22 protein-coding genes are annotated in these 22,898 nt (G+C 71.8%); 8 read left to right on the forward strand and 14 right to left on the reverse strand.

Features of this window, described 5'->3' with window-relative positions; translation table 11 throughout:
* Nucleotides 1–48: 48 nt before the first annotated feature.
* The gene (locus AB0L00_RS07605) at nucleotides 49–654 is read right to left on the reverse strand and encodes a DUF1707 domain-containing protein (RefSeq protein ID WP_345354389.1); all 606 of its coding nucleotides are present in this window, start codon (nucleotides 652–654) and stop codon (nucleotides 49–51) included.
* Between the two features lie 54 nt (nucleotides 655–708).
* Between AB0L00_RS07605 and AB0L00_RS07610 the strand changes: the two genes are divergently transcribed.
* From AB0L00_RS07610 to AB0L00_RS07620, 3 genes are all read left to right on the forward strand, one after another.
* Nucleotides 709–1,644, forward strand: coding sequence for an ABC transporter ATP-binding protein (locus tag AB0L00_RS07610; protein ID WP_364429795.1), 936 nt, complete (start codon nucleotides 709–711; stop codon nucleotides 1,642–1,644).
* The gene (locus AB0L00_RS07615) at nucleotides 1,637–2,419 is read left to right on the forward strand and encodes an ABC transporter permease (RefSeq protein WP_364429798.1); all 783 of its coding nucleotides are present in this window, start codon (nucleotides 1,637–1,639) and stop codon (nucleotides 2,417–2,419) included. Before AB0L00_RS07610 ends, AB0L00_RS07615 begins: the two co-directional genes overlap by 8 nt.
* A gap of 70 nt (nucleotides 2,420–2,489) precedes the next feature.
* The gene (locus tag AB0L00_RS07620) at nucleotides 2,490–3,701 is read left to right on the forward strand and encodes an MFS transporter (protein WP_364429801.1); all 1,212 of its coding nucleotides are present in this window, start codon (nucleotides 2,490–2,492) and stop codon (nucleotides 3,699–3,701) included.
* 147 nt (nucleotides 3,702–3,848) lie between these two features.
* Here the strand turns inward: AB0L00_RS07620 and AB0L00_RS07625 are convergent, their stop codons facing one another.
* Genes AB0L00_RS07625 through AB0L00_RS07635 form a run of 3 tightly spaced genes read right to left on the reverse strand, consistent with a single transcriptional unit; the run spans nucleotide 3,849 to nucleotide 5,456 of the window.
* Nucleotides 3,849–3,947: a DUF397 domain-containing protein gene (locus AB0L00_RS07625; protein ID WP_364429804.1), complete on the reverse strand. Its 99-nt coding sequence runs from the start codon at nucleotides 3,945–3,947 to the stop codon at nucleotides 3,849–3,851.
* Nucleotides 3,944–4,243, reverse strand: a complete 300-nt coding sequence (locus tag AB0L00_RS07630; RefSeq protein ID WP_364431644.1) for a hypothetical protein — start codon at nucleotides 4,241–4,243, stop codon at nucleotides 3,944–3,946. Before AB0L00_RS07630 ends, AB0L00_RS07625 begins: the two co-directional genes overlap by 4 nt.
* Nucleotides 4,194–5,456 carry a helix-turn-helix domain-containing protein gene (locus AB0L00_RS07635; protein WP_364429807.1) on the reverse strand — a complete coding sequence of 421 codons (1,263 nt, stop codon included), beginning with the start codon at nucleotides 5,454–5,456 and terminating at the stop codon, nucleotides 4,194–4,196. Before AB0L00_RS07635 ends, AB0L00_RS07630 begins: the two co-directional genes overlap by 50 nt.
* A gap of 116 nt (nucleotides 5,457–5,572) precedes the next feature.
* Here AB0L00_RS07635 and AB0L00_RS07640 point away from each other — a divergent pair, with 116 nt between their 5' ends.
* The gene (locus AB0L00_RS07640) at nucleotides 5,573–5,947 is read left to right on the forward strand and encodes a hypothetical protein (RefSeq protein WP_364429815.1); all 375 of its coding nucleotides are present in this window, start codon (nucleotides 5,573–5,575) and stop codon (nucleotides 5,945–5,947) included.
* 704 nt (nucleotides 5,948–6,651) lie between these two features.
* Here the strand turns inward: AB0L00_RS07640 and AB0L00_RS07645 are convergent.
* Together AB0L00_RS07645 and AB0L00_RS07650 are read right to left on the reverse strand one after the other, a co-directional pair.
* Entirely contained in the window at nucleotides 6,652–6,906 is a 255-nt protein-coding gene (locus AB0L00_RS07645) for a hypothetical protein (RefSeq protein WP_364429818.1), read from the reverse strand.
* Nucleotides 6,907–6,982: 76 nt separating this feature from the next.
* Nucleotides 6,983–8,398 carry a PLP-dependent aminotransferase family protein gene (locus AB0L00_RS07650; protein WP_364429821.1) on the reverse strand — a complete coding sequence of 472 codons (1,416 nt, stop codon included), beginning with the start codon at nucleotides 8,396–8,398 and terminating at the stop codon, nucleotides 6,983–6,985.
* Nucleotides 8,399–8,483: 85 nt separating this feature from the next.
* Here AB0L00_RS07650 and AB0L00_RS07655 point away from each other — a divergent pair, with 85 nt between their 5' ends.
* On the forward strand, nucleotides 8,484–9,437 hold the full coding sequence (locus tag AB0L00_RS07655) for a DMT family transporter (protein ID WP_364429824.1): 954 nt from the start codon (nucleotides 8,484–8,486) through the stop codon (nucleotides 9,435–9,437).
* Nucleotides 9,438–9,471: 34 nt separating this feature from the next.
* Here the strand turns inward: AB0L00_RS07655 and AB0L00_RS07660 are convergent, their stop codons facing one another.
* Nucleotides 9,472–9,723 carry a hypothetical protein gene (locus AB0L00_RS07660; RefSeq protein ID WP_364429827.1) on the reverse strand — a complete coding sequence of 84 codons (252 nt, stop codon included), beginning with the start codon at nucleotides 9,721–9,723 and terminating at the stop codon, nucleotides 9,472–9,474.
* A gap of 135 nt (nucleotides 9,724–9,858) precedes the next feature.
* Here AB0L00_RS07660 and AB0L00_RS07665 point away from each other — a divergent pair, with 135 nt between their 5' ends.
* Entirely contained in the window at nucleotides 9,859–11,499 is a 1,641-nt protein-coding gene (locus AB0L00_RS07665; protein WP_364429829.1) for a fumarate hydratase, read from the forward strand.
* Between the two features lie 37 nt (nucleotides 11,500–11,536).
* On the opposite strand, the gene AB0L00_RS07670 is transcribed toward AB0L00_RS07665, so the two are convergent.
* Complete coding sequence (locus tag AB0L00_RS07670; RefSeq protein ID WP_364429832.1) at nucleotides 11,537–12,838, reverse strand: protein kinase; 1,302 nt, start codon at nucleotides 12,836–12,838, stop codon at nucleotides 11,537–11,539.
* Nucleotides 12,839–12,972: 134 nt separating this feature from the next.
* Between AB0L00_RS07670 and AB0L00_RS07675 the strand changes: the two genes are divergently transcribed.
* Together AB0L00_RS07675 and AB0L00_RS07680 are read left to right on the forward strand one after the other, a co-directional pair.
* Nucleotides 12,973–15,066 carry a protein kinase gene (locus AB0L00_RS07675; RefSeq protein ID WP_364429835.1) on the forward strand — a complete coding sequence of 698 codons (2,094 nt, stop codon included), beginning with the start codon at nucleotides 12,973–12,975 and terminating at the stop codon, nucleotides 15,064–15,066.
* A gap of 161 nt (nucleotides 15,067–15,227) precedes the next feature.
* On the forward strand, nucleotides 15,228–16,631 hold the full coding sequence (locus tag AB0L00_RS07680) for a class II fumarate hydratase (protein ID WP_364429838.1): 1,404 nt from the start codon (nucleotides 15,228–15,230) through the stop codon (nucleotides 16,629–16,631).
* 158 nt (nucleotides 16,632–16,789) lie between these two features.
* Here AB0L00_RS07680 and AB0L00_RS07685 read toward each other — a convergent pair whose 3' ends face one another.
* The 6 genes from AB0L00_RS07685 to AB0L00_RS07710 all read right to left on the reverse strand — a co-directional run bounded on the left by AB0L00_RS07685 (nucleotide 16,790) and on the right by AB0L00_RS07710 (nucleotide 22,795).
* Nucleotides 16,790–17,254, reverse strand: coding sequence for a lytic transglycosylase domain-containing protein (locus tag AB0L00_RS07685; protein ID WP_364429841.1), 465 nt, complete (start codon nucleotides 17,252–17,254; stop codon nucleotides 16,790–16,792).
* Nucleotides 17,255–17,555: 301 nt separating this feature from the next.
* The gene (locus AB0L00_RS07690) at nucleotides 17,556–18,002 is read right to left on the reverse strand and encodes a transglycosylase SLT domain-containing protein (protein WP_364429844.1); all 447 of its coding nucleotides are present in this window, start codon (nucleotides 18,000–18,002) and stop codon (nucleotides 17,556–17,558) included.
* A 481-nt stretch (nucleotides 18,003–18,483) separates the two neighbouring features.
* Nucleotides 18,484–19,317, reverse strand: coding sequence for a lytic transglycosylase domain-containing protein (locus AB0L00_RS07695; protein WP_364429847.1), 834 nt, complete (start codon nucleotides 19,315–19,317; stop codon nucleotides 18,484–18,486).
* A gap of 585 nt (nucleotides 19,318–19,902) precedes the next feature.
* Nucleotides 19,903–21,210, reverse strand: a complete 1,308-nt coding sequence (locus AB0L00_RS07700; RefSeq protein ID WP_364429850.1) for a PhoH family protein — start codon at nucleotides 21,208–21,210, stop codon at nucleotides 19,903–19,905.
* Nucleotides 21,211–21,372: 162 nt separating this feature from the next.
* On the reverse strand, nucleotides 21,373–22,137 hold the full coding sequence (locus tag AB0L00_RS07705; protein ID WP_345354425.1) for an isoprenyl transferase: 765 nt from the start codon (nucleotides 22,135–22,137) through the stop codon (nucleotides 21,373–21,375).
* A gap of 37 nt (nucleotides 22,138–22,174) precedes the next feature.
* A complete protein-coding gene (locus AB0L00_RS07710) occupies nucleotides 22,175–22,795 on the reverse strand; it encodes a hypothetical protein (protein ID WP_364429853.1) in 621 nt (206 codons plus the stop codon).
* Nucleotides 22,796–22,898: the final 103 nt, after the last annotated feature.

A 22,898-nucleotide genomic window follows, 5' to 3' on the forward strand; every position in this document is an offset into this window, starting at 1 on the left:
CCGTTACCGAAACGCCCGTGACCTGCTGATCTCCGTGTTGCAACGGGATCACGGGCGGCGGCGGCTCAGCGACCAGCGGCGACGGCGCTTGGGCGTACGGGCGTTGACGGACCCCAGCACGACCACTCCACTGACCTCCACGACGGGGCCGTCGTCCTCGTACGGCGGCCGCACCCGCAGGTCCCGGGAGCCGAGGACGGACCGGCCGGTGAACTCCACCCGCACTCCCTCCGGCACCACAAGGCGGAGCCGCCCGCCGAGCATCGCCGCCCGTACGACGACGTGCCGGCGCTGCAGCAGGGCCTCCCGCAGGTCGATCTCCACGGTGCCGAAGAGCGCGGACACCGGCAGGGTGACCGGGACCACCCAGCGCCCGCCGCGCCGTACCGTGCCGAACAGCGCGACCATCGGGCGGTCCCCGACCTGGATCGGCTGCTGCTCCGGGGTGGTCAGGTCGGCGGTCAGCGCGGTCAGCTCGCCCAGCGTGCGGGCGGAGTAGGCGCCCTCGACGCGCTCGGCGTGCTCGTCGACGGTGAGCCGGCCGTCGCCGTGGGCGTCGCGCAGCAGCGCGACGACCCGCTCCCGGTCGGCGTCGGAGGCGCGCAGGTCACGCGCCGGCACGTGCTGGTCGTTCGGTCTCCACGGCAACTCCACGGCTCGACGATATTCGCTGGCGCGGCGTTGTCGACGGTTCGTACCGTGGAGACCATGGCGGACCTCCCGGCGATCACCCTGCGCGACGTCGTCAAGCGGTACCGCGACAAGGACGGATCGCAGATCACCGCGGTCGACGGCCTCACGCTCGACGTGCCGACCGGGGTCTGCCTCGGCCTGCTCGGCCCGAACGGCGCCGGCAAGTCGACCACCATGCGGATGCTGACCGCCCAGTCCCGCGCCGACGAGGGCACCATCACCGTCCTGGGCCACCCCGTCCCGGCCGAGTCGAAGGAGGCGCGGGCGCTCATGGGTGTCGTCCCGCAGACCGACAACCTCGACGAGGAGCTCACCGTCCGGCAGAACCTCGAGGTCTTCGCGCACCTGTACCGCGTCCCCCGGGCCGGGCGGCGCCGGGCCGTCGACCGCGCCCTGGAGATCGCCCGGCTCACCGAGCGTGCCAGGACCCGCGTCGTGAACCTGTCCGGCGGCATGCGCCGGCGGCTCCTCGTCGCCCGCGGGCTCGTGCACTCCCCGCGGCTCGTCCTCCTCGACGAGCCCACCGTCGGCCTCGACCCCCAGGTCCGCGCCGACCTGTGGGGCCTGATCGCCGCGCTGCGCGACGAGGGCACGACCGTCCTGATGTCCACCCACTACATCGAGGAGGCCGAACGCCTCGCCGACACCTGCGCGCTGATGGCGGACGGCCGGATCGTCGCGCAGGGCACGCCCGGCGACCTGATCGCCCACCACGCGGGCGGCAGCGTCGAGGAGCACCAGGGCCCGCCCGACCGGCTCGCCGAGATCGAGGCGCTCGTACGCCAGGCCGGCCTGCCCACCCGCCGCACCGGCCCGACCGTGTCGGTGCTGCGGGCCGAGCACATCCCGCCGTCGCTGGCCGCCGCGCTCGGCGACGGCGACCGGGTCGTACGGCGGGCGGCCAGCCTCGAAGACGTGTTCGTCGTCCTGACCGGAGACAACGGTGGCTGACACGAGACTCCGCCGGTTCGAGTGGGCGCCCGTACGCGGCGTCTGGCGGCACGAGCTGGCCCTCTTCCGGCGTTACTGGACCTCCTCGTCGTTCGCCTCCACCGTCGAGCCGACCTTCTACCTGCTGGCGTTCGGCTTCGGCTTCGGATCGCTCCTGGGCAGCGTCGCCGGCTACCGCTACGTCGACTTCGTCGGTACGGGGGTCGTGGCCACGGCAGCGCTGTTCACGTCGGTGTTCCCGGGGATGTTCAACACCTACATCCGCCGGATCTACCAGCACTCCTACGACGCGATGCTGGCGGCGCCGGTGGACGTGCACGAGCTCGTGGCGGGCGAGGCGTCGTGGATCGCCGTCAAGAGCGGGCTGTTCTCCTGCGTGCCGCTGCTGGTCGCGATGGTCTTCGGCCTGCGCCCCTCCGTCGGCGTGCTCGCCGTACCGGTGGTCACGATCCTCACCGCGACCGGGTTCGCGCTGTTCGGCGTGTGGACGTCCACGGTGGTCCCATCGATCAACAGCTTCGACTACGTGATCACGGGGATCCTGACCCCGCTGTTCCTGGTCGCGGGCACGTTCTTCCCGATCAGCGCGCTGCCGGCCTGGGCCCACACGGTGGCGCGCGTCAACCCGCTGTACCACTGCGTCGAGCTGGTCCGGCACGCCGTGTTCGGCCTCCGGCCGCTGACGGATCTCGGCCACGTGGGCGCGCTCGCGCTGTTCGCGGCGTTGATGTGGGTGCTCGCCGTCCGCGGCATGCGCCGCCGCCTCATCGACTGAAGCCGCTATTGACCCCCGGTGACCTGGTATCTACGCTGACGCGAACGTATTTCACGTTCCGGAGGGCAGCGTGGCGGCGGACATCGACGAACCGACTCGGCGCGGCCGGCGCGCGGCGTACGCGGCCTTCGGAGTGCAGGGGCTCTCCTTCGCCGCCCTCGTGACGCGCATCCCGGAGTTGCAGAAGGCGCACGACCTCAGCGACGGCGCCCTCGCGCTCGTCCTGCTGGCCGTCCCGGTGGTCGCCGGGCTGGGCAGCGTCCTCGCCGGTTCGCTCATGGCCCGGCACGGCAGCGGGATCGTGCTGCGGGTCGCCCAGCCGCTCGTCCTCGTGTCGATCGTCGCGATCGGCGTCGCGCCCGGGAACCTCGCGCTGTACGGCACGGCGGCGCTGTTCGGCCTGTTCGTCGGCGCGGTGGACGCGTCGATGAACGCCCAGGCGGTGACCGCCGAGACCCGGTACGGCAGGAGCCTGCTCACCGGGTTCCACGCCGTGTGGAGCGCGGCGGGCATCCTCGCGGGCCTGTGGAGCGCGCTCGCCAACCGGATCGACATGGGCCTCGGCACAGGATTCGCCGTCCCGGCGGTGCTCGGCATTGCGGTGTCCCTGGTGGCCGGCCGCCGCCTGTACCCGAAGGCGATGGAGGCAGCCGGGCCCAGCATGGAGCAGCTGAAGGCCGCCGCCAAGAGGGTGCCGTGGAGGCCGATCATCATCATCGGCGCCGCGGTGACGTGCATGTACATCGCGGACTCGGCGACCTCGAGCTACAGCGCCAAGTACCTCAAGGACGACCTGCACGCCTCCTCCGCCGCCGCCCCGCTCGGTTACGTCGCCTACCAGGTCTGCATGATGCTGAGCCGGACCGGCGCGGACCGGCTCGTCCAGGCCCGTGGCGCCGCGAAGGTCGTGGCGGCGGGCGGCCTGATCGGCGGTCTCGGCCTGCTCACCGCCGCGCTCTCGCCCGATCCCCTGGCCGCCATCATCGGGTTCGCCGTCGCCGGGGTCGGCCTGTCCGTCGTCGTCCCCACGTCCTTCTCGGCGGCCGGCCGGCTCGACCCGACCGGCCTCGGCATCGCCGTCTCCCGGGTGAACGTCTTCAACTACGCGGGGTTCGTGCTCGGCGCGGCCATCGCGGGCGCGGTCGCCTCAAACCTGTGGCTCGCCTACGTGGTGGGCGCCGCGCTATGCCTCGTGGTCCTGGTCACGGCACGAGCCTTCGAGCCGACGCCCGTCGACGGCGCGACGCCGAACTCCGCCGTCGCCGAACGCCCCGTCGCCTGAGCGGCGACACGCACCGGCGCACCGAAAGCTCGGTAAAGCCGCCGCTACGCCACAAGAATGCGGCCATTGCCCGGATATGCCACGGCCATCGCCGAGCGTTCCGCACAGACCGGAGGGACGTCGCGGCGACACCGCCGACGAGGCGCCTCAGGCCGCCCGCGCGTCCGTCTCGACGACCGCGACCTCAACACAGTCGCCCTGCTGCGCTCCACTGCGGCTGCTCTTCCGCCAGACCGGGATTCTCATTTCATCATCTCCATGACTCGCTCGATCAGTTCTCGCGACTGATCCTCGGGTAGAGCCTGTTGGCCGATGCGGTCGTACCGGAGAAGGTACGACCGGACCTCCTCCGCCGACGGCACCAGCCGACCGCCGCGACGAGTGCGTGAGCGCACGCCACGCACCAGATACTCGGTGAACCACTTCCGCGTCACGAGAACGCCGCCTTTGTCCGATAGGCCCTCGCCATTGCCGAGCGTTCTACGCAGGTCTTCAAGCCCGGCGACCGTAGTCGTCGATAAGGTCCCGGACTTCCCGGACATTACGGAAAGGGTGGAGGCGAGCGAGGACGACCTGAGAGCGCCGGGTGGTGCGCTCGCTCGGCATGTCGGCTGAGAGTTCCAGCACGCGACGAGCCGTATGCGCGGCCTCCTCGGGCTCGTTGGCATCCGCGAGTGCGACCGCGAGCCAGGACAGATACAGCGCGATTTCTCGAGCATGCGTGCTGTCGTACTGGTCGAGCACTTCGGTCAGCACGGGCACCGCTCGAAGCGGACGCCGCAACTCCACGTGGACGCGGGCCTCCATGATTCGAAGCTCACCCTCGTCGACCCAGTAGAGATAGGACGGGTCCTCTTCGCCGGCGTGCCGAGAGAGAGCCTCGGATGCTCGCCCGAGGGCCCGGATCGCCAAGGATGCTTGACCGGTCTTCGCATATGTCCAGGCGACCCGGTCCCAGAAAAGCGCCTTCGCCCGCGGCGGCACGTCATCGCCCGCCTCGTCGAGCGCCGCGACGGCCAGTTCCAGCCCGGTTTCAGGGGCTCCCACGTTGGTCTGGTGATAGGCGAGCGAACCGACCAAGTTGGCCGCTGATGTCCGGTCACCGGCCTCACGCGCCGCGCTGATACCGAGTTGGTAGATCTCCTCGGCCCGCTGGTTGAGACCTGCGTCGCTGGCGATCCAGCCGGCGATCTGTGCCAGCTCACTGATCGCGGCGAGGAGGGCCCGGCCGACCAGCTCGCTGAAACCGCCCGCCTGGTACATGGCCACAGCCGCATCCAGCTCTCGTAGTGCCGGACCGATCAGGTCGCCACCGGCCAGCACGTCGTCCGCGAGACGCAGCCGGTGAATACGGACCAAAAGGTCGGCGACCACGTCAGAACCGATTCGCCGTCCGGTCACGCCGCCGAGCTGCGGCACGTCGCCCTCCGGAAAGCCGTGGATGAAGAACTCCGCTTGGGCGTCCGTGTAAGACGGCTGATGACCTCCGAACGCGAGATTGGCTCGTCGTTCCAGTTCTCCTAAGGAGGCTCCGAGCGCCTCAGCGAGGTACGGGAGCCAGAACCGCGGCGTACGCCGTCCTCGCTCGTACCTACTGATCTCGTGGCGGGTGACCGTCGGGCAGCCGGAAAGATCACAGAGGATCTCGGCGAGCCGTCGCTGGCTCTTACCTGCTCGCCGACGCAGGTCCGCTAGATATGCGCCAAATTCCTCATTCGCACCACTTGGCATTGGCTCGCCCTCCTGGAAAGTCAAGCGGCCCCCTCCGTGGCCCCCTACCTGGCTCCCCTACCGCGAATTACTGCAAGGTCTTATTGGTCTGCGAAGCACAGCATTCCAAATTCATCGTAACCCCCCGTGAACGGAGTCCCATGACCGAATCAACGACGAATTCGAAGGACGGCGTCCTTCGGCAGGAGCGGGCGATCCGTGCCCGGCTGGTCGAACTCGCCACGGCGCTGCGGGGCCACGGGCTGGAGGTGCGGGTGGGGACCAGCGCCCTGATGGCCTGGAACCCAAAGGCATCGATGACCGATGATCCGCGTGGGGAGGCGATGAATCCGGGTCTCTCGCAGTACGTGGCCATCGCCCCCGACGATGGATCGCTGAACTGGTACTGGTGCTGGACCGGCCCCTCCCGCGACGCGCCGCTGGAGACGGAGTACATGTGCCCGGCCGAGGAGATCGACCGCGCCGCCACCCTCATCACGAAGGTTCTGCGCGTCACCGACGAAGGCCGCCCGTGAGCACGCCGTGGCCGTACCCCCAAGGTCGCGCGGTCCCGGGGGAAGCCGTCACTCGCGTCGATCCGCCGGTCTTACCGGCCGCGCGGCCGTACAGAGCGGGACCTGGGTGGTGGCTCACGCGCCTGCGAGCCGAGTTCCCACGCTGGGGAATCCTGTTCGACCCGTGGAGATCCACCTGGATCGCCGTGCGAGGACGACACGACATCGAGGTCGCCCCGACGGCGATCGCGCTTCATGACGCCCTCGCGGCGCGCGGTCTCACGCCGGCGCCGGTCAGCGGGCCGTGCCGAACTCCGCCGTCGCCGAACGCCTGGTCGGCTGAGCCTGCGGCGCGCCGGCGCACCTAATGCTCGGTGAAGCCGCCGCCGCGTCACGAGAGTGCGGCCTTTGGCGGGTATGCGGCCGCCTTTGCCGAGCGTTGTGTGCAGCGATCTCCGCAGGTTGCACACCCGGGTCGCCCGTCCTCTTTCACCGGCGTCTACCCAGAGGAGAATTCGTCTCCCCTGAGTAGACACCGCCAGAAACGACGCCCCGCCCGGCGGGCGGACCGTTCTCCCCGGCCGGCGCCGCCCGCATCCCTCGCCGTGCCGCACAGTCAGCGGTCGACCAGCATGTGTTCCACCGGACACGTTCTGGGCGGAAGCCCCGGTGGAAACATCTACCGCGTCCCCGCTGGTGGCGGGAACGCGGTGTCGGCGGCGGGCTTATGGCCGGGTGGGGTGGCTCATCTCCTGTTGGAGGCGGCGCATGGCCTCCTCACCGGCGCGTTCGGCCTCCTCGGGGGTCTTGATCTCGGTGAGGGCGATCCGCAGGGCGGCCTCTGCGGCGTCGGCCGCCGCGCGGGCGGTGATGGCGTGGGTATGAGCGCGTTCGATGTCGCCGAGGCCGATGCAGTCGAAGGAGACCTGCGTGTCGTGGGCGGCGAGTTCGAGCTGGCGGGCGGCTTCGTCAAGACTCATTCTTGATCCTCCTCATCGCCGCACGTCCTACCCGCGTTCAACACTTCGACACAGCCATTTCGGCCGCGACTCTGCCTCAGGGCGCGACGGCCCGCGCCAGGAGGTCGACCGCCTCGGCGAGCCGGCGTTCCGGCAGGCGCGCGTAGCCGACGACGATCGCGGGCGGGCCCGGGTGCCGTACGCGCATCGGCGCGACCCCTTCGACCGCGACGCCCAGCGCGGCGGCCCGGGCGACGACCTCGGCCTCGTCCGTACCGGCGGGCAGCTCGACGTACGCGTGCAGTCCGGCGGAGACGCCGTGGACGCGGACCTGCGGCAGGCGCCGTGTCAGGGCGGCGGCGAACGCGTCACGGCGGTCCCGGTAGCGCCGCCGCATGCCGCGCAGGTACCGGTCGTACGCTCCGGTGGCGATCAGCCGGGCGAGGACGTGCTGGTCGAGCACTGCCGGGCCGAGGTCGTACAGCGCCCGCGCGGCGCGCAGCCGGTGCGCCAGCCACGGTGGTGCGACCGCCCAGCCGAGCCGCAACGCCGGGGACAGCGCCTTGCTCACCGATCCGGCCAGGACGACCCGCTCGGGGGCCAGGCCCTGGAGGCAGCCGACCGGGTCCCGGTCGTACCGGAACTCCCCGTCGTAGTCGTCCTCGATGATCACGGCGTCGACGGCACGCGCCCACTCGACCAGTGCCGCGCGACGGCGAGGCGACAGGACGACGCCGGTCGGGAACTGGTGCGCCGGGGTGATGAGCAGCGCCCGCGCCCGCGTGCGGGCCAGGGCGGCGACGTCGATTCCCTCCTCGTCCACGGGGACGCCGACCAACCGTATGCCGGTCGCCCGGATCAGCGGGAGCTGCTGGTGGGCCAGGGGGTCCTCGACGGCGAGGAGCCGGTGGCCCTCCTCGCCGAGCACGCGGGGAACGGTCGCCAGCGCGTGGGCCACTCCGGCGGTGATCACGACCGTGTCCGGCTCGGTCACGGCGGCGCGCACGCGCGCCAGGTACCCCGCCAGCTCGGTCCGCAGCCGCCGGGTCCCGGCCGGGTCGGGGTAGTTCAGCTCGGCGTACGGGAGGTCCCGCAGCACGTCCCGCGTCGTCGCCGCCCACAGGTCCCTCGGGAACGACGTCAGGTCCGGCTTGCCCGGCCGCAGGTCGTATGCGATGCCGGGTGGGTCGACCGGTCCGGCCGCCGTACCGGCGGCGAGCCGGAGGACTCGCCGGTGCGCCGAGCCGGTGGCCGTCGGCGGCGGAGACGCGGCGGTGCGGGCCACCCGCGTGCCGTCGCCCTGCCGGGAGACGAGGAACCCCTCGGCGACGAGCTGTTCGTACGCGGTCACGACCACGCCTCGGGAGACCTTCAGGTCGTCGGCGAGGTCGCGGGTGGAGGGCAGCCGCCGGCCGGGGGTGAGCGTTCCGCGTCGTACGAGGTCACGGAGCCCGTCGGCGACCTGTACGGCGAGCCGGCCGGTGGAACGGTCGAGCGTCAGATGCAGGTCCACACGCGCCACCCTCCGGAATGGTCCTCTATACAGGTGATCGATTGGTCCTCGTGCCCGGACCAATGACTGCCTAGCGTCTCAGTCCATGGAGCAGAGCACCAGCCCGCGCGGCCTCGTCCAGGCCGCGACCGCGATGACCCTCGTCGGCACGCTGACCGCCGTGTCCGCGGCGATCGCCCGTTACCCGGTGTACGGCGGCCAGGCCGTCCGCTACGCGGTCGCCGCCGTGGTCCTCCTGGTCGTCGCCCGGCTGAGCGAGCGTTCCCGCGGGCCCCGGACGCGCCGACGCCTGACGCTCCGCGAGTGGGCGCTGGTCACGGCGCTCGCCGCGACCGGGCTGGCGGGCTTCAACGTCTGCGTCGTCGAGGGGACGCGGTACACCACGCCCGCGATGATCGGCACGGTGGTGGGCGCGGTCCCGGTGCTCCTCGCGGTCGTCGCGCCGCTGCTGGAGCGGCGGCGCCCCGCCCCGCGTCTCGTGGTCGCCGCGGTGATCGTGACGCTGGGCGCGGCGGCGGCCAACGGGCTCGGCGGCGGCAGCGTCCCCGGCCTGCTGCTGGCCCTCGGCGCCCTGGCCGGCGAGATGGCCTTCTCGCTCCTCGCCGTGCCGCTCCTGCCCAGGCTCGGGCCGATCCGGGTGTCGGCGTACTCGGCGGCCGCCGCGACTCCGATGCTGCTCGGCACCGGCCTGCTCGTGGACGGCACCGCCGTCGTGCGGGTGCCCACCGCCGGCGAGCTGGCGGGGTTCGCGTACCTGGTGGTCGTCGTGACGGTCGGGGCCTTCCTGCTCTGGTACGACGCGCTGGGCAGGATCGGCGCGGACCGGGCCGGGCTGTTCGCGGGCCTGATCCCGGTGAGCGCGGCGGTCACGACGATGGTGCTCGGACTGGGCACGCCGAGCGCGGCGGAACTCACCGGCGTCCTCCTGGTCGGATGCGGCGTCGCGGCCGGCCTCGGCGGCCCGCGGCGGTCGGCGCCGGCGGTCGCCGTACCGCCGGATCAGGAACCCGTGGGGGTCACGGGGGCGCCGTGTCCGTGACGCCGGACGGGGCGGTGGCCCCCGGACGGCCGGCTCACACCGGGTGCCGGCGATGCGGCAGGTGGCGCCTTACCGACGCCGAGGTCATTCTCGACCGGAGGCGCCACGAGGCCGGTTTGGGGAGCGTGCCGATCGGCCACTCGCGATCGACGTTCCGCAGGACGAGCAGCATCAGGCTGATCACGATCGCGGAGACGATCACGATGCCGAAGATCGCGATCACCAGGTAGAAAAGGGCCGGGTGGTGGAACTCGCCGCCCGGGGCGGCATAGGTGTTGAACAGCATGACTCCCCCTTTCGCCCGTATTACCCCCCGTGCAGCCCTGCGGCAAGGGACTTCCGTCCCGAGGCGCGTTCGGTCCCGGAACCGGGCGGTCCTAGGCTTGGGGACCACACCACCGTGTCGTCAGCGAGGAAGCCGATGCCCGAATTCGCCTTCACCGAGCTACTCCCCCAGGGTTCGGACGAGACCGAGTACCGCCTGCTCACGAGCGACGGGATCAGCGAGTTCGAGGCGGGCGGCCGTACGTTCCTGCAGGTCGAGCCCGAGGCGCTCCGGCTGCTCACCGAGACGGCGATCCACGACATCTCCCACCTGCTCCGGCCCGCGCACCTGGCGCAGCTCCGGAAGATCCTCGATGACCCGGAGTCGTCGCCGAACGACCGGTTCGTCGCCCTCGACCTGCTGAAGAACGCCAACATCGCGGCCGCGGGCGTGCTCCCCATGTGCCAGGACACCGGTACCGCCATCGTGATGGGCAAGCGCGGCCAGCACGTCCTGACCGACGGGGACGACGAGCGCCACCTCGCCCGGGGCGTCTACGACGCGTACACGAAGCTGAACCTCCGCTACTCCCAGATGGCGCCGCTGACCATGTGGGAGGAGAAGAACACCGGCAGCAACCTGCCCGCCCAGATCGAGCTGTACGCCGCGCCCGGCGACGCGTACAAGTTCCTGTTCATGGCCAAGGGCGGCGGCAGCGCGAACAAGTCGTTCCTGTACCAGGAGACCAAGGCCGTCCTGAACCCGAACCGGATGCTCTCCTTCCTGGAGGAGAAGATCCGGTCGCTCGGCACCGCCGCGTGCCCGCCGTACCATCTCGCCATCGTGGTGGGCGGCACCAGCGCGGAGTACGCCCTCAAGACCGCCAAGTACGCCTCGGCGCACTACCTCGACACGCTGCCGACCGAGGGGAGCCCGACCGGCCACGGCTTCCGCGACCTGGAGCTCGAGCAGCAGGTCTTCGAGCTCACCCAGAAGCTCGGGATCGGGGCGCAGTTCGGCGGGAAGTACTTCTGCCACGACGTCCGCGTGGTCCGGCTGCCCCGCCACGGCGCGTCGTGCCCGGTGGCGATCGCGGTGTCCTGCAGCGCCGACCGGCAGGCCCTGGCGAAGATCACTCGGGACGGCGTGTTCCTCGAGCAGCTGGAGAACGACCCGGCGCGCTACCTGCCCGAGACGACCGACGACGACCTCGAGGGCGAGGTCGTCCGCATCGACTTGAACCGCCCGATGGACGAGATCCGCGCCGAGCTCAGCCGGTACCCGGTCAAGACGCGGCTGGCGCTCACCGGGCCGCTCGTCGTCGCCCGCGACATCGCCCACGCCAAGATCAAGGAGCGCCTGGACGCGGGCGAGCCGATGCCGCAGTACCTGCGCGACCACGCCGTGTACTACGCCGGGCCGGCCAAGACCCCGGAGGGCTACGCGAGCGGTTCGTTCGGCCCGACGACGGCCGGCCGGATGGACTCCTACGTCGAGCAGTTCCAGGCGGCCGGGGGCTCACTGGTGATGCTGGCGAAGGGCAACCGCAGCAAGCAGGTCACCGAGGCCTGCAAGGCGCACGGCGGCTTCTACCTCGGCTCGATCGGCGGCCCGGCCGCCCGCCTGGCGCAGGACTGCATCAAGAAGGTCGAGGTGCTGGAGTACCCGGAGCTCGGCATGGAGGCGGTCTGGAAGATCGAGGTCGAGGACTTCCCCGCCTTCATCGTCGTGAACGACAAGGGAGAGGACTTCTTCGCGGACACGACGGGACCGCTGCTGACCATCGGGCGGCGCTGACGCGCCGGGAGTTCCCCGGCCCGGCCTCAGGGGTCGGCTACCCCTTCCCCTTGCCGCTGTTCCCGTTCGGGCCGTTCCCGTTGCCGTTGTTGCTGTTGCCGTTGTTGCTGTTGCCGTTGTTGCTCTTGCCGTTGTTGCTCTTGCCCTTGTTCACGGCGCTCTGATCGGTCTTGGCCTTGGTCGGTGAGACGGCGGCGGCCGGGCTCGTCCTCGCGGGCGTGCGGCGGGACACGGTACGACGCGTGGCGGGCGGGGTGCCCGCCGAGGCGGGTTGTGGCGGTGCGTGGCCGCGCGGCCGGAGGGAGGGCGTGCCGGGCCGGGGCGATCCGACGGTGGCGCCGCCGGTGGGCGGTCGGCCCTCCCCCTGGTCCGTTCCGTAGAGCAGCGCGGCGACGACGGCGGCGGCCGTGGCGGCGACCACCGCGGCGACCAGGGCCGGCACGACCGGTCGCCGCCCGTACCCGGCCTTCTGCGGCGCTGTGGCCGCGACGCCGAGCCGCGCGAGGAGTTCGGCGGGGCGCGGCCGCTCCGCAGGGTCCTTCGCCAGTGCCGCCGCGACCAGCGGGCGGAGCGACGCGTCCAGCCCGGTCAGGTCGGGCGGCTGGTGGATCACCCGGCCCGCCAGTTCGTCGCCGTCCCCCTCACCGAACGGGTTGCGGCCGAGCCCGGCGTACGCCACGAGACAGCCCCAGCCGAAGACGTCGGACGCGGCGGTGGCGGGCCGCCCGGTCAGCCGCTCCGGGGGGATCCAGCCGGGACTGCCCATCACGACGCCGTCCCTGGTCAGCCCGCCGGAGGCGGGCAGCCGCTGGGCGATGCCGAAGTCGATGATCCGCGGGCCGGTGGGCGTCAGCAGGACGTTCGCGGGCTTGAGGTCCCGATGGACCATGCCCGCCCCGTGGATCGCGGTCAGGGCGCGCGCGACCCCCGTCGCGAGGGCGCGCAACTGCTCCGGCCGCAGGGGTCCGCCGGTGTCGACGATGTGCGCGAGCGACGGGCCCTCGACGTACTCGGTGATCAGGTAGGGCGGTCGCTCGGCGGTGCCGTCGACGAGCACCCGCGCCGTCCAGCCCCCCGGCACCCGCCGCGCGCAGTCCGCCTCGCTCTGGAACCGGAGGCGCAGGATCTCGTCGTCGGCGTCTTCGGGGCGTGCGGTCTTGACGGCGACGAGCCCGCCGCTCCGGTCGCGCCCCAGGTAGACGACGCCCATCCCGCCCGAACCCAGCCTGGCCACCAGACGGTGCCCGCCGATGGCCGCGGGGTCGTCGACCTCCAGCGGCAGCACACCGGAAGCGACGACGGTTGGTCCACCGAGCCCCGAAGCCGAAAAGGTTTCCATCCTCACGCCTCTTCCGACGGCGTCGACACCAGATGTGCCGTTCAGCTTCGATCTTGCAGTGGCACCGACGTGAGTGCAAGATCACGGTAGGGATCCGCGTGCCGCGCCCGGCACACGCGGGTATCTTGCGCTTCGTGGCCGAGTCTCAGGACCGCTTGCTCTCCGGTCGTTACCGGCTGATCGAGGAGATCGGCCGGGGCGGCATGGGCGTCGTCTGGTGGGCGCACGACGAGGCCGCGGACCGTGAGGTCGCCGTCAAGGAGGTCCACCTCCCGCCCAGCCTGAGACCCCGCGAGCGGCTGAACCTCATCAAGCGCACGAACCGCGAGGCGATGTCCGCGGGCCGGCTGAACCACCCGAACCTCATCGCCATGTACGAGGTGGTGGTCGAGGACGACCGTCCCTGGCTCGTCATGGAGTATGTCGCGGCCCGGTCGCTGGAGGACGTCTTCGTCGACGACGGCCCGATCTCCCCCGTACGCGTCGCGGACATCGGCCGGCAGTTGCTCGACGCCCTGCGCGCCGCGCACGAGGCCGGCATCGTTCACCGCGACGTCAAGCCCAGCAACGTCCTGCTGGAGAACTCCGGGCGGGTGGTCCTCACCGACTTCGGCATCGCGACGTACGAGGGCGCCACCACCCTCACCCAGTCGGGGACGTTCATGGGTTCCCCCGCGTACGTCGCGCCGGAGGTCGCCCGCGGCGAGCGCGCGTCGCCCGCCTCGGACCTGTGGTCGCTCGGCGCCACGCTCTACGCCGCCGTCGAGGGACGGCCCCCGTACGACTTCGAGACCGCGATGGCCACCCTCAGCGCGCTGGTCACCGCCGAGCCCGACCCGCCGGTCCGCGCCGGACAGCTGCGCCCGCTGCTCGACGGGCTCCTGCAGAAGGACCCCGTACGGCGGCTGACGACCGAACGCGCCGTCACACTGCTGGCCGAGACCACGGCGCCGCCGCTGCCGCCCCGGCCGGCGGAGGCGTCGCGCACCCGGTCGAGCAGACGGTCCAGCCATGAGTGGTCCAGCCGGGAGCAGTCCGGCCTCCGGCGGACCGGCCGCCCGCAGCCGGCCCCGCCCGGCTTAGGCGCCTCCGGCCGGGCGCGGACCACTCCGCCCGCGCTCGGCGGCTCGGATCGCGCGCGGACCACTCCGCCGGCCCTCGGCGGCGCGGACCGTGAGCGGTCCGCTCCACCCACTGCCGGGGGTTCCGATCCGGCGTGGTCCGCTCCACCCGCCGCCGGGGATTCCGAACGGACGCGGTCCGACCCGTCCGACGCCGGGAATTCCGAACGGCCGCGGTCCGACCCGCCCGGCGCCGGGGATTCCGACCGGCCGCGGCTCGGTCCACCCGCCACCGAGGGTTCCGATCGGGCGCGGTCCGGTCCGCCCGCCGCCGGGGACCGCGGTCGCCGGTCCGCGCTGCCCGGCCTCGGGCGGACCGGTGCCGCGGAACCGGGTCCGCCGGGTCTCGACCCGTCCCGCCGGGGCCGGCCCACGCCGCCTGGTCCGGGACGCCTCGGACCGGGCCGGACCAGCCAGGATCTGCCGACGGTCGGAGCGCCGGACCGGACGCCCGCGCAGTCGACGGCGGGCTGGCTGCCCGTCCCGAGACCGGAGGGCCCCGGAGTGCCGGACGCCGGATCCGCCCGCGGCGTGCGTCGGTGGCTGAACCGGCGGGGAGCGCTCGCCCTGGTGACCGGCGGTGTGCTGGCCCTGGCGGTGGCGGCCGGCGTGCTCGCCGGGCTGAACGGCTGGGCCCCTTCCGGCGCCCGCCCGTCCGCCACCTCCCCGGCCACGGCGCCCGGGAGTCCCGCCGCCAGCTCGTCCCCGACGCTCACCGCGCGGTCCCCGGAGGCGCTGCCCGCCACGCTGCTGGACGCGTCGGACCGGCCCGTGTCGCGCCGGGTCGCGAAGCGAAGCGGCACCTGGCCGGGCACCTCGACGCTGACGCTCAGCGTTCCCGACCACGGGCGCCGCGTCGGTGTCCTCCTCGTATGCCGGTCCGGTGCCCGCCGGCTGTCGTTCACGGCCTACGCCGTGGGCGCTTCCGGCCGAACGGTGCACGGCGAGTGCACGGCCAACGGTCACCGGTTCGCCGCGCCGCCCGAGCTCCGGCTTCCCTCCGGCGCCTCGCACGCCCGGATCCGCATACGCCTGCGCCGCGGTCCGGAGGCCGGCACCGGTCCCGTCGAGTGGCTCGCCGGAGCGTACGAGTCCCTGCCGAAGTGAGCCGCGCTCGGGTCCCTCCGGGGAATACGGCTGGCGCTCCGTGAGTCGGGTAAGGACGGGGACGATGACGACTGCTACCCGGAGAACGGCCCATGAGCGAGCGGAGCGAGTGAATCAATGAACGCAGCGTCTCTGGTCACTCCCCCGACGGAGGAGGGCGCATGAGTGAAGCGCAGGAGTTCCGTGTCGAGCATGACTCCATGGGGGAGGTACGCGTTCCCGCATGGGCGAAGTGGCGGGCCCAGACCCAGCGCGCGGTGCAGAACTTCCCCATCTCGGGACAGCGGCTGGACCGTGCCCACATCGCCGCGCTCGGCCACATCAAGGCGGCCGCCGCGAAGGTCAACGCCGACCTCGACGTGATCGACAAGGGGATGGCCGACGCGATCGCGGAGGCCGCGCTGGAGGTCGCGAACGGCGACCATGACGCGCACTTCCCGATCGACGTCTTCCAGACCGGTTCGGGGACCTCGTCGAACATGAACACCAATGAGGTCGTGGCCACGCTGGCCGAGGAGCGGCTCGGACGGCCGGTCCATCCGAACGACCACGTGAACGCCTCGCAGTCGTCCAACGACGTGTTCCCGTCCTCGATCCACATCGCGGCGACCGGACTGGTCGTGGACGAGCTGATCCCCGCCCTCCGGCACCTGGCCGGCGCGCTGGAGCGCAAGGCCGAGGAGTTCGGGTCCGTCGTGAAGTCGGGCCGGACGCATCTGATGGACGCCACTCCGGTCACGCTGGGCCAGGAGTTCGGCGGCTACGCGGCCCAGGTACGGTACGGCGCCGAGCGGCTGGAGGCCGTGCTGCCCCGGCTCGCCGAGCTGCCGCTGGGCGGTACCGCCGTGGGCACCGGCATCAACACCTCCCCCGGCTTCGCCGAACGCGTCATCGCCGAGCTGGCCCGGGTCACGGGCCTGCCGCTCACCGAGGCCCGGAACCACTTCGAGGCCCAGGGAGCGCGCGACGCCCTCGTCGAGACGAGCGGCGCGCTCAAGACGATCGCGGTCGGCCTCACGAAGATCGCCAATGACCTGCGCTGGATGGGCTCGGGGCCGCGCGCCGGGCTGAGCGAGATCCGCCTGCCCGACCTGCAGCCCGGCTCGTCGATCATGCCGGGCAAGGTCAACCCGGTGATTCCCGAGGCGGTCTGCCAGGTCGCCGCGCAGGTCATCGGCAATGACGCCGCGATCACGTTCGGCGGCGCGGCGGGCAACTTCGAGCTGAACGTCATGCTGCCGATGCTCGCCCGGAACATCCTGGAGTCGATCCGCCTGCTGGCGAACGTCTCCCGGCTGTTCGCCGACCGGTGCGTCGAGGGCATCGAGGCCGACGCCGACCGGTGCCGTGAGTACGCCGAGTCGTCGCCGTCGATCGTCACGCCGCTCAACCGGTACCTCGGGTACGAGGAGGCCGCCGCGGTCGCCAAGCAGGCGCTGCGGGAACGCCGGACCATCCGTGACGTCGTCCTCGAGCGGGGTCACGTGGACGCCGGCCGGTTGACGGTGGAGCAGCTCGACGCCGCTCTCGACGTCCTCGCGATGACCCGGCCCGCCGGTTCCTGACCCGGTCCCGACCCGCAGGTTCCCGACCCGGCTCCGGTTCCGGCCCGGCCCGGCCCGAGGGTGACCCGGTCCGCGGCCGTACGGGGTGCTCCGGGCCCGAGCCGGTCCGGCCGGCCCGTGTGGCCGGCCGGATCCCCGCCGGATCGGTGCGCACCGGATCAGTACCAGCCGGTGGCCGCCGAGTGACCCAAGGCCGCGCAGGGATTTCCGTAGCGGCTCTGGATGTAGCCCAGTCCCCACTTGATCTGGGTGGCCGGGCTCGTCCGCCAGTCCGAGCCGGCGGTGCGCATCTTGTCCGCCGGCAGCGCCTGCGGGATGCCGTACGCGCCGGACCAGGGATTGCGGGCCCGGTGGTTCCAGCTGCTCTCGCGCATCCACAGGCGGTCGAGGCACTGGTACTGCCGGTACGACCAGCCGCGTTCGACGAGGAACGGCAGCGCGAGCACCCTGTTGCGCTCGGAGATCGACAGCTGCGGCTGCCGGGGCGGCACCATGTCGGGCCACGCGTGGGCGGGTACCGCGCCGAGTGCGAGGGGCTCTCCCGCGAGTCCGGTGATCAGAGCGGCGGCGCTGCCGAGCGCGGCCACGCCGCTCCGGGAGAGTCCCGTCAGTTTGAGGTCCAAGTCGGCTCTTCCGTCAGCCGGGGCGCCGGTCACGCTCCGAGCGGGCCTTCACTCCGCCGTCGGCTGCCCTATGGGCGACCGGGCCACCGGACGGCGCCCCCGTGGGGGCGCCGTACGCGACGTTTCGCGCTTCGGAGTGACGGTGACGGAGCGTCCCGGCTGGGAGCGGTCCGTCACCACGCCATGACACGTTCCGTGACACGCCCGGCTCGACACCGCTCCCGGCTGCGTTTGTGCCGCTCTTTTACCGAGTTGTTGCCGCCGATCAGGAGTGTCGCGGTGAAGCGGCGGTCGATCGGTCTCAGTACCAGCCGGTCCTGTGCATGTGTGACCATGCGCGGCAGGGCGTCGTGTAGCGGCCCTTGATGTACGCCAGACCCCATTTGATCTGGGTCGCCGGGTTGGTCTTCCAGTCCTTGCCGGCGCTGCGCATCTTCTTGCCGGGCAGGGCCTGGGGGATGCCGTAGGCGCCCGACCAGGGGTTGTGCGCCTTGTGGTTCCAGTTGCTCTCGCGGTTCCAGAGCTTTGCCAGGCAGGTGAACTGGCTCTTGTAGGTGCGCGTCCAGCGCTTCTTCACGAGCGGCTTGGCGATGCGCTCGTTCCGCTGCTTGCGGGTGAGCTTCTTCTGCGCGCTGACCGTGACGAACCGTGCGGCCGCCGTGGTCGGCGCCGTGGCCTGGGCCGGTGCCTCGGCGGTGAGACCGATGCCGAGGCAGATGCCGAGGGAGAGGACGACGGCCTTGACCACGGAGTACCCATACGGGCGGTTGGGGAACAAGAAGGACCCTTCGTCAGCCGACGCGCCGGTCGCGCGGCAAGCGGTGTCCGCCTCGGCCGAAGCAGCCTTCATGGAGCGGGAGGAAGGCGACCGGGCCATCGGCGGCGTCGCTGTCGGACGCCGTGTCCCGCCGTGAGGGACGGCCGGATTCCGAGGCGGTGCGGCGGATGTTCCGCCGCGCCGGCACCGCGGGCGTTGCGCGTTCCCGCGGGTGGGGCTCCGCGGGCGTTTCCGGCCCTGCGGATGGTGCTCCGCAGATGTTCGAGGATCCTGCGGATGGTGCTCCGCAGATGTTCGAGGATCCTGCGGATGGAGCTCCGCGAGCCGTTTCACGATCCCGCGGATGGCGCCCCGCAGGCCTGTCCGGTCCTGCGGGTGGAACTCCGCGGGTGGTTCAGGATCCCGCGGGCGGGGCCCGGCGGCCGATGGCCGCCGGGCCGGGGAAGGCCTGTCAGTACCAGCCGGTGCTCTGCGAGTGCGCCCAGGCGCCGCAGGGGGTGCTGTAGCGGCTCTTGATGTAGCCGAGGCCCCACTTGATCTGGGTGGTGGCGTTGTTCTGCCAGTCGGGCCCGGCGCTGGACATCTTCGAGCCGGGCAGCGCCTGCGGGATGCCGTACGCGCCGGAGGGGTTGGCCGCGTGCACCCGCCAGCCGCTCTCGCGGTTCCACAGGTTCACGAGGCAGCCGAACTGCGTGCTCGGGTCGAATCCGTAGCTCGGCAGCAGCGACTTCGCGATCTGCTGAGCCTCGCCGGCCGGAACGGGGTTGCCCGCGCTGCCCCCCGGCGGCGTGGGCGTGGGGGTCTTGGTGGGGATCGGCTCGCCCTTGGCCAGCAGCGACGGCCGGTCCTTCTCGCTCCGGGCGGCGCGGAGGGCGCGCTTCTGCAGTTCCTTGCGGCGCGCGGTCTCGAGGCTCTTGCGCTGCTGCTCCGTCATCGGAGCCGGTGCCTGCGCCTGGGCCTGGACCTGCTGGGCCGGCGGTTCGGCGGACTTCTTGCCCGAGCCGGAGTCCCCGCCGGTGAGCGCGAAGGCGGCGGTGCCACCGCCGACGACCACGGCCGCCGCGGCGGCGATCGCGCCGATCTTCAGCAGCCTGCCCGAGGAGCGGCGGCCGCGGCCCGACGGCTCGGATTCGTCGTCTCCGGGACCGCCGGGGCCGTTCGGCGGCAGCGGGCCACCGGGAGGAACCGCGCCGAGGTCGTGGCGGGTGTCCGCGGGGTCATAGTCGTGGCGAGTGGCCTCGAAGCCATCGGCCGGGGCGGTTTCGGCCGTCCCCGGGAAGGGCATCGCAGAAGTGGCGCCTGAGAGATCCGGCCGCTCGGGCTGTGGCTCGAGGGGAGAACCGGCGACCTTCACGTCCTCGGCGGACGGGGGCTGATTCTCGGCGAAACGAGCGTCGCCGTGAGGCTCCGTGCCGTCTTGTCGATCGTCTCGCCCGGGGGACCCGAAACGGTCTCCGTACAAGGCGGTCCTTCCGACGGTCGCACGCGCATGGGCACGCGTACGAGTGCCTTCACCCCCGGTGCCGTCGCGGTCTCCGGCGCGGCACCCTGGGCGGGCATGCCTCCCGACGTACGGCGCAGGGGGGACGCGCCGGGACCGGGGGGTGTCCCACAGGAGTGCTTACGGCGGACAACACTGCATTAAGACGGGGGGTACTCCGCAACCGGAATGGCGTGACTGATCTCACGCCTAATCACGCCACAGGGGACACATGCGGTCGAATACCCGCGACCAACAGGGAGTTCGTATGGTGGCGTGATCGTTATGTGATGTTGGTCACACCATGACGATTCCCGCGCGCACGACTCCACTCCGTGACGAAAACGGGGCTCCCCCGAATGAGATCGAGGGAGCCCCGCCGTCGTCCGATCAGACGCCGACGTCGCCGAGCGTCTCCGTCACGAGGGCGGCGATCTGGGAGCGCTCGGACCTGGTCAGGGTCACGTGCGCGAACAGCGGGTGGCCCTTGAGCTTCTCGACCACGGCCACGACGCCGTCGTGGCGGCCGACGCGCAGATTGTCACGCTGTGCGATGTCGTGGGTCAGCACCACGCGCGAGCCGGTGCCGATGCGCGACAGCACGGTCAGCAGCACCCCGCGCTCCAGCGACTGCGCCTCGTCGACGATCACGAACGAGTCGTGCAGCGAGCGGCCGCGGATGTGGGTCAGCGGCAGGACCTCGAGCATGCCGCGGTCGAGGACCTCCTCGACGACCTCGGGCGTGGTCATCGCCGACAGCGTGTCGTAGACGGCCTGGCCCCAGGGCGACATCTTCTCGTTCTCGGTTCCGGGCAGGTAGCCCAGCTCCTGCCCGCCGACCGCGTACAGCGGCCGGAAGACCACGACCTTGCGATGGCTGCGACGTTCGAGGACGGCCTCCAGGCCGGCGCAGAGCGCCATCGCGGACTTGCCGGTGCCCGCCCGCCCGCCGAGCGAGATGATGCCGATGTCCTCGTCCATCAGCAGGTCCAGCGCCACCCGCTGCTCGGCCGACCGCCCACGCAGACCGAAGACCTCGCGGTCGCCGCGCACGAGCTGTACCGACTTGTCGGGCAGCACGCGCCCGAGAGCCGAGCCGCCGGTCGAGATCAGCCGGAGCCCGGTGTGGCACAGCAGGTCGCGTGCCGCGTCCAGCTCGAGCCGGCCCGCGTCGTACAGCTCCTCCAGCTGGTCGGGCGTCACCTCGAGCTCCGCCATGCCCGTGTGACCCGTCTCGACGACCGTCTCGGCGCGGTACTCCTCCGCCGCCAGGCCGACCGACGCGGCCTTCACCCGCAGCGGCAGGTCCTTGGACACGAGTACGACATCGTGTCCCTCCTGGGACAGCGACAGCGCCACCGTAAGGATCCGGGTGTCGTTGTCGCCGAGCCGGAACCCGGCCGGCAGGACGGACGGATCGGAGTGGTTGAGCTCGACTCGGACCGTTCCACCCTCGTCGCCGATCGGCAGCGGCTCGTCCAGGCGGCCGTGGGCGACGCGCAGGTCGTCCAGGGTGCGCAGGGCGTTCCGAGCGAAGTAGCCGAGTTCCGGGTGGTGGCGCTTGGCCTCGAGTTCGGTGATCACGACGATCGGGAGTACGACCTCGTGCTCGGCGAACCGGGTCAGCGCCCCGGGGTCGGCGAGCAGAACGCTGGTGTCGAGGACGTACGTGCGCCGGGTGGCGGCAGGTGTGGCCACTCGTTCTCCTTCGGGCACCTGCCCAGGCGGGTCGCCTGGGAGAGCGCCCTTTCCTCGGGGGGACCTGGTACGACGCTAGGCCGAGGGAACCGCCCGAGAACAGATGCGCACCGAGTGGTCGACCGGCCGAAACCGGCCGTTCGGTAACGCTCTACAGAAGGTTCAGAAGCCGTAGCGCCGATGCCTCGCGGCGTAGGAACGAATCGCCCGCAGGAAGTCGACCTTGCGGAAGTCAGGCCAAAAGGCCTCGCAGAAGTAGAACTCCGAGTGGGCGCTCTGCCAGAGCATGAAGCCGGACAGGCGCTGCTCTCCCGACGTCCGGATGACAAGGTCCGGGTCGGGTTGGCCGCGGGTGTACAGATGCTCCGCGATGTGCTCCACATCGAGGATCTCGGCCAGTTCCTCGATGCTGGTGCCCCTGCTCGCGTGTTCGTGCAGGAGTGAGCGCACCGCATCAGCGATCTCACGCCTACCTCCATACCCAACGGCGACGTTCACAATCAGGCCAGGAGCGTCAGATGTGCTTTCGGCGGCCTGCTTCAGCACACGTGCGGTTTTGTCGGGCAGGAGGTCGAGCGCGCCGACCGGCTGGACGCGCCAGCCGCCCTGGGCGGCCAGGTCCTCCACGGTGTTCTCGATGATGGCCAGCAGCGGGTCCAGCTCCTGCGCCGGCCGGGTGAGGTTGTCGGTCGACAGCAGCCACAGCGTGACCACTTCGACGCCCGTCTCCTGCGACCACTGGAGCAGCTCGGAGATCTTGTCGGCGCCCCGCTGGTGCCCGGTGGCGACGTCGCGGTGCCCCATCGATCGCGCCCACCGGCGGTTGCCGTCCAGGATCACGCCGATGTGACGTGGCGCGGTGTCCGGGCGGAGCCTCGTCTCAAGCCGTCGTTCGTAGAGCTTGTAGACCAGGTCTCGCAAACCCATATGCGCGCACCTTCTTCGTCGACGACGCCGGGGGGGATTAGTAGTCAATTATCGCCCCAGACGGCGCATGCCGGGCGCGTACCGGTGAACTCGTGACAACGTCTCGGTAATCGGCGCCCACGAGCCGGGCCTCGACCACCAGGGCCGTCAGGAGGTCGGCGAGCTCCGCCGAGGTCAGGACCGCGCGCACGCCTTGGCCGTCCGGGCCCCAGGCCTCCACGACGGCGCGCCGGGACAGCCGCCACTCGCCGCCGCGGTGGTCCGGGCCGGACAGCCAGGTGCACGTCGTACGCAGCGTGCACCGGAGTTCGCCGGTGCCGGGCGTCTCCCCGCGGTCCCGGCGCCGGAACGCGAACAGTTCGGGCTCCCGGGAGACGGGCCGCCGGTCCTCCGTGGCGTCGGTGGCGGCCGGGGGTTCGGGGAAGCGATCCGCCGGGTCGGTCCAGGCCCTGGCCGCCGGTGAACCGTCGACGCGGGCGTCGGCGACCCGGCGGGCGAGCGTGGCCAGGAGGTACCCGCAGCGCTCCCCCACCACGCCGAACGCCCGGCCGTCGCGCTGGAGTTCGAGCGTGACCTCGTACGGGGTGCCCGCCCGGTCGCGGACCGGAACCATGATCACCTCGAGCCGCGACCCATCGACGCAGCGTAGTTCTCCCACATGGGTAAGCGTAGGTTGCTCGTTTGCTCCAGATCGAGACGTCGCGGGATGCTTGACCCGACGCTGACCCGGCCACGGAGCCGACCGGCGTGAAACGCCCCGG

This window comes from Actinoallomurus sp. NPDC052308 (assembly GCF_040679195.1).
Classification (GTDB): Bacteria; Actinomycetota; Actinomycetes; order Streptosporangiales; family Streptosporangiaceae; genus Actinoallomurus; species Actinoallomurus liliacearum.

What these genes read in the sequence shown, in the direction of transcription:
- AB0L00_RS07655 (WP_364429824.1), top strand. Translation starts at nt 8,484, where the DNA reads ATGGAGCAGAGCACCAGCCCGCGCGGCCTCGTCCAGGCCGCGACCGCG.
- AB0L00_RS07695 (WP_364429847.1), bottom strand. Translation starts at nt 19,317, where the DNA reads ATGCCCTTCCCGGGGACGGCCGAAACCGCCCCGGCCGATGGCTTCGAG.
- AB0L00_RS07640 (WP_364429815.1), top strand. Translation starts at nt 5,573, where the DNA reads ATGACCGAATCAACGACGAATTCGAAGGACGGCGTCCTTCGGCAGGAG.
- AB0L00_RS07665 (WP_364429829.1), top strand. Translation starts at nt 9,859, where the DNA reads ATGCCCGAATTCGCCTTCACCGAGCTACTCCCCCAGGGTTCGGACGAG.
- AB0L00_RS07625 (WP_364429804.1), bottom strand. Translation starts at nt 3,947, where the DNA reads ATGAGAATCCCGGTCTGGCGGAAGAGCAGCCGCAGTGGAGCGCAGCAG.
- AB0L00_RS07630 (WP_364431644.1), bottom strand. Translation starts at nt 4,243, where the DNA reads ATGTCCGGGAAGTCCGGGACCTTATCGACGACTACGGTCGCCGGGCTT.
- AB0L00_RS07645 (WP_364429818.1), bottom strand. Translation starts at nt 6,906, where the DNA reads ATGAGTCTTGACGAAGCCGCCCGCCAGCTCGAACTCGCCGCCCACGAC.
- AB0L00_RS07670 (WP_364429832.1), bottom strand. Translation starts at nt 12,838, where the DNA reads ATGGAAACCTTTTCGGCTTCGGGGCTCGGTGGACCAACCGTCGTCGCT.
- AB0L00_RS07680 (WP_364429838.1), top strand. Translation starts at nt 15,228, where the DNA reads ATGAGTGAAGCGCAGGAGTTCCGTGTCGAGCATGACTCCATGGGGGAG.
- AB0L00_RS07660 (WP_364429827.1), bottom strand. Translation starts at nt 9,723, where the DNA reads ATGCTGTTCAACACCTATGCCGCCCCGGGCGGCGAGTTCCACCACCCG.
- AB0L00_RS07610 (WP_364429795.1), top strand. Translation starts at nt 709, where the DNA reads ATGGCGGACCTCCCGGCGATCACCCTGCGCGACGTCGTCAAGCGGTAC.
- AB0L00_RS07705 (WP_345354425.1), bottom strand. Translation starts at nt 22,137, where the DNA reads ATGGGTTTGCGAGACCTGGTCTACAAGCTCTACGAACGACGGCTTGAG.